Genomic DNA, 4,971 nt, shown 5'->3' on the forward strand with positions numbered 1-4,971 from the left:
GCTGATATCCTTCACCCCCGCTCTGTTGGCCGGGTCATCATTCGGACGGAACGTATTCAGCAGCGGTTCATATTGAAGCAGTTGCCGCGGCGATGAGGCAGCAGCATCATACATCTTCACCGTATAGCGGTTGCCCCCGGCGCTGAATACACGGGTGAGCTTTCTGTCGCCCTTATTAGAGACAAGAGCCTGCGCATAAGCCTGGCCGTCCATCGTTCCGATATGGGACGACTTGATCGCATCTTTATCGAACATCTCTGTCTTCATATGCTCCAGCATCTGCTTGCCTGTTGCTTCCCCCGCGAACGGATCCGCCAGATGGGCAAGCTTGTTGGACTGCCACGAATTGATATCAATCTCCACCCGGGCTTGTCCGGACGGGCTCTCCATGACGACGGCATTTTCCTCCGGCGTCAATAACCTATAGCTCCAGCCTTCCGGCAGCACCATCGACCAGCGGCGCACATGATCGCCGATACGTGCCGCCTGCGCGCTCACATCGATAACCGCGTCCGCCAACGTGCCGGTTCGTTTCAGCACAATGCTCTGATCGTTCGCCACCGTATAAGTAGCTCCAAAGGCTTCCGCCAACGGTTGCAGCGGCGCCATAAGCGTGCCGTTCACCATTTCCGGAGCGACAGGAAGCGCCACCGCCTTGCCGTTCGCCATCGCCTGCTTCTGCCCTACGCGCAGCCGCAGCGCTGTATTGTCGTTCCTTAATGTCACGACATCTCCCGCGCTCCAGCTCAGCTCGGCCCCGAATGCCTTGGTAAATATCCGCAGCGGCACCATCGTTGCCCCTTGCTTGACATACGGCTTGGCTATCGTCCATTCTTCCCCGTTCAGCGTTGCCTTGGCGCTGCCCGGCTGAAGCCGTAGCTCTTCCATCACCTGTTCCGCCTGTGTCTGTGCCTGTGCGGCCAAGGGCGAGGGTGCCGCCGCCTGCATCGTATCGCTTCCCGCAGCCGAAGCCGCCGCCATCGCCTGTCCTCCGGCCAGCAGTGCGGCAGCCATTCCGATGCATGCGATCCTGCCCATAATCTTGCCTGTATTCCTCTCTCTCATCCTACCGTCTCCTCTCTCTATGCTCTCCTTCATTCCTATCAACGGTGTCCCCTGCCTGCCGGCAAAGGGAACGGCAACGATAGCTCAGCCTTCGACCAGCGCAACCGTCCGTTCCACCACATCCCCGTCCGACTGCATCGTCAGCGACACCCGTTGGCCAGGCAGCCGCAGCTTGAGCGCTTCAATGACATCCGCCAGCGTCTTCACCTGCCGCCCGCCGACGGCATAGAGCACATCACCTTCGCAGATACCGGCCTGCTTCGCCACTTCACTTTGCACCGCCGTCACCCGAAGCGGTTCCGCTCCCGGCAGCCCCTCAGAGGCGGCATAGTCCTCCTCCAGTTCGATGCCAAGATCCGCGCGCTTAATCTTGCCATAGTTCATAAAATGGCGAATCGCCATCTGCACCGTATCTGCCGGAATAACAAAACCCATGTTATCGATGTCATTCCCCGTAAATTTCGATGAATTGACACCGATGACTTCCCCTTTCATATTATAAAGCGGCCCGCCGCTGTTGCCGCCATTAATCGCTACGTCCGCCTGAATCATCTTATAGTTGTACCCCCACTTCCCTGGTGCCACGTACGACCGTTCGATGCCGCTCACGATACCTACCGTCGCGGAATTGCGCAGCATCATCGATTGCGGCGTTCCCAGAGCGAGGACCGGTTCGCCGACCTGCGGCGTCTGCTTCGCAAACGCGACTGGCTTCAGCCCGCTGGCCTTAATTTGCAGCAATGCCAGATCGATTGCCGCGTCAGCATACCATTTTTTAACGGAATACGCCGTTCCATCCAAGGCAACCACTTGCAGCTTCGAGGCTCCTTCAACAACATGCGCATTCGTTACAATCCAGCCATCCTCGCGCACGACGAAGCCGGACCCATGCCCATCATACCCGACCCCCTCCTTTTCACGTACAATCGTAACGACCGACGGTCCGACCTTTTGAATGACGGCGGGAACGTCGTTGGGCGTATAGCTGTACGTCTGCGTCTTCGAATTGTACGTCCCCTCGCCGCCAAACCATTGCTGCATCGCCTCAGCCTGCACATATACCTTGCCGTCGATGCTGGCGGCCTTCATCATGACCGCATCGGCTCCATGCGCCGCCAGCGGCATCGCCCCCCACAGGAGCACCAGTGCCAGCATCCCGCCACACAGCCCCTTCACCCTGGCATGAACTGCTTTTATTCGCTTCTCTCCCTTTTTCATTCGTTCCTCTCCCTTTTTTGCAAAAGATTCTTGGCCCTTCGCCAAATGGCGAAGAAACGTCCTTTGATCATCTCATCAAAGCGCCTGTCTTTCGGCGATTGATATGTGTGTGGAGCTCGGAGTCCTATGAAACCGCTTTCTATTTTTGTGCAGTTCTGATTTTACCGGCCTGAAATCATCTTCACGACTGCAATGCAATCTAAAAGACAAGCAAGAGTTGTACTACTTTTCCTCCCTATTTAGTAGGACTGTCATGTATTGCGAGTTTTTCGGCGTGAATGCCATTTGCAGATGACCTATGTCATTGCTCGATCCCCCCCTCCCATTGATAGCCGTAGCCTCTCGGAATTCAATAATCCGCATTGGCTCCGGCCCTTCGGCCAGGGTCTTTTATTGTTTCACCCCCAAGACAGAGATGCGAACAAACTTTCCTCTTGACTTTTTTGAAACACCTCAATAATCGCCGAGAAGGCATTTTTGCCTATCTCTTGAGAATTGGGTGATCGTTAAGCAATGAAGCATGGAAAGCGGTTATCCGTTGATGAATGGCTGAAACAATGAACAGTCGCCTGATGCGACTCAGTTTACATAGGACATTTTTTTAATTTCTCTTTTTGAGGGTTCGTTGGCATGCCCATTTTTTTTAACGGCTTACATACATGCCCTTCCGCGGACGCTTGCCCCTCTTTTATCCCTCATTCGGACCCAGAACCACGCATTATTTCCGAGTCTCTATATAACCGCTTACATGGGACTCATTAGAAAAAATAATTCCTAATTGTCGTCGCTCCCCAGGAACTGGGGTACGATGTAACTAATTTAACTCATACTATTTATATCGGATATTTGAATGATTAATTTTAGAAGGTGGAGGGCGGAGGATAAACAAATGGCGTATGAACCCGGTATGGATAAAGAACCCTTCGAAGTTGAACAAGTTTGAATGTATGAGGAAGGAAAAGGACGGTCATTTCATGATGCGCATCCGCATCCCTTCCGGCCAATTTGAAGGCGGCTCAAGCCTGGGTCTTGGTATATCTTGGTAGACATCACCAGACTGTACGGACGCGGGCTTATCGATGTGACGACGCGCCAGGCTATACAGTACCATGACTGCGCGTCGAGCATCTGCCGGATAGGTTCAAACGGATGGAAGCGATCGTTTACCAAGCTATAACCGTAGTTCCTACGGCTAAAGATAATACCAATTACATGGCTAGTTTCAGAAAATTTTTACTTGCATTTACATCCCTATCGTGATGGCTATTGCACTCTGGACAAGTCCATTCACGTAGATTTAGGTTTTTTACATCGGGATTCTTGTGACCACATTTAGAACACAACTGACTACTTGCGTAGTTTTTTGGTGCGATTATCAAATCACGACCTTTCCAAATTGCTTTGTAATCCAACATTTTTCTGAATTCTGACCAAGAAACTTCACTAATTGCTTTTGCTAGTTTATGATTCTTTTGCATACTCTTTACTCGTAAGTTCTCAATTACAATAACTTGGTTTTCGTTTGTGATATGATTACTTGCTTTGTGAAGGAAATTGTTTCTTTGATTGGCAATTTTCTCATGAAGTTTTGCAACCTTGATTCTTGCTTTGTTTCGGTTATTGGAGCCTTTCTTTTTTCGTGAGATTCCTTATAAGAATCAATTCTATCAGCAAGCATCTTATTGTACACAAAGCGTACACAACCAAATGTTTTTGCGAAGAATAACTTTTGTTCGTTATTTGGGTATATGCGATATTTGTATGCTTTCAACATTTCTTACACCTACTTTCTACCTTGTTTTTCAATATACTGCCTTACTGTTTCTAATGTTGCGCCACCTGTTTAGAAATTTTGACATTTCAGTATTAGGGTGTGCTTTGAACATTACATGGATATGGTGCAACAAGAACACTGAATGATTATTGCTGTCTAATTTCATTGATATAATCACACCTTTCTTATCTAAGACTGATTATATAGAAGTAGTTAGCAAGAGCCTTTGGCTTACGCCAACCGAAAATTCATCTGCCACCTTCATTGGGCTTCGCCCTGCACATTTAGAGGAGGGAGAATTCTTTCAGAAAACCATTAAAAAGACGCCATGCCGCACGGCATAGCGTCATTGCTTCCTTCTATTAAGAGGTGAATTGGATCGAGTCCACGACCTGTTCGAACTGTTCCACCATTTCTGGCGTGCGGGATACGTCAATTATCTCGTAGCACAGCGTATATACGTACCCATCCTTGGCGATCAGCAGCATATCTGATGTATGCGCGATATCCCCGTCGGTCGTCAAACCGGTGAGCTGAACGCGCATCGCCGTTCGGCCCCGCCAGGTTTCCGTCTCCTCCTTCACGAACCGAATCGACGGATCATTGTCGGACAGGAGGAACTCTTTCCAATAGGCCAACGCCTCCTCGACCGTAGCCACATGGTTCACATGCAGCATAAAAGAACTGGTCGGCAAGAGGTAGGCCGCAATGGCCCCTGCTTCGCCCTCCTCGTCCTTCGTCTCCAACTCTTCCGTAGCACTGCCGCCCCGATAGCCAAGCCACCATTCCGGAATCTGCATCCGAAGCCCCCAAGCTTGCGATTGGCGCTCCACCGTCTTCGTCCACGGAACCCACAGCTCGCTGCCGTTATCCCAGGCCTCCGGGTCGTCAAGCTGCTCCTTCACCTTGCCATC

Annotated in this window: 3 protein-coding genes and 2 pseudogenes; all 5 read right to left on the reverse strand. The window is 50.9% G+C overall.

The window, feature by feature from the left end:
- On the reverse strand, positions 1-1,065 hold a 1,065-nt coding region (locus PPOP_RS01410; RefSeq protein ID WP_006284229.1), incomplete at its 3' end, for a stalk domain-containing protein.
- Between the two features lie 84 nt (positions 1,066-1,149).
- Positions 1,150-2,283 carry a S1C family serine protease gene (locus PPOP_RS01415; protein WP_006284230.1) on the reverse strand — a complete coding sequence of 378 codons (1,134 nt, stop codon included), beginning with the start codon at positions 2,281-2,283 and terminating at the stop codon, positions 1,150-1,152.
- Positions 2,284-3,491: 1,208 nt separating this feature from the next.
- Positions 3,492-3,929, reverse strand: a pseudogene (locus PPOP_RS19860) (RNA-guided endonuclease TnpB family protein); the annotation flags it as partial.
- Between the two features lie 56 nt (positions 3,930-3,985).
- A pseudogene (locus tag PPOP_RS25680) lies at positions 3,986-4,057 on the reverse strand (helix-turn-helix domain-containing protein); the annotation flags it as partial.
- Between the two features lie 362 nt (positions 4,058-4,419).
- A partial coding sequence (locus tag PPOP_RS22470) for a hypothetical protein (protein ID WP_006284232.1) occupies positions 4,420-4,971 on the reverse strand: 552 nt, incomplete at its 5' end.

It is taken from the genome of Paenibacillus popilliae ATCC 14706 (genome assembly GCF_000315235.1).
Taxonomy (GTDB): Bacteria; Bacillota; Bacilli; order Paenibacillales; family Paenibacillaceae; genus Paenibacillus_B; species Paenibacillus_B popilliae.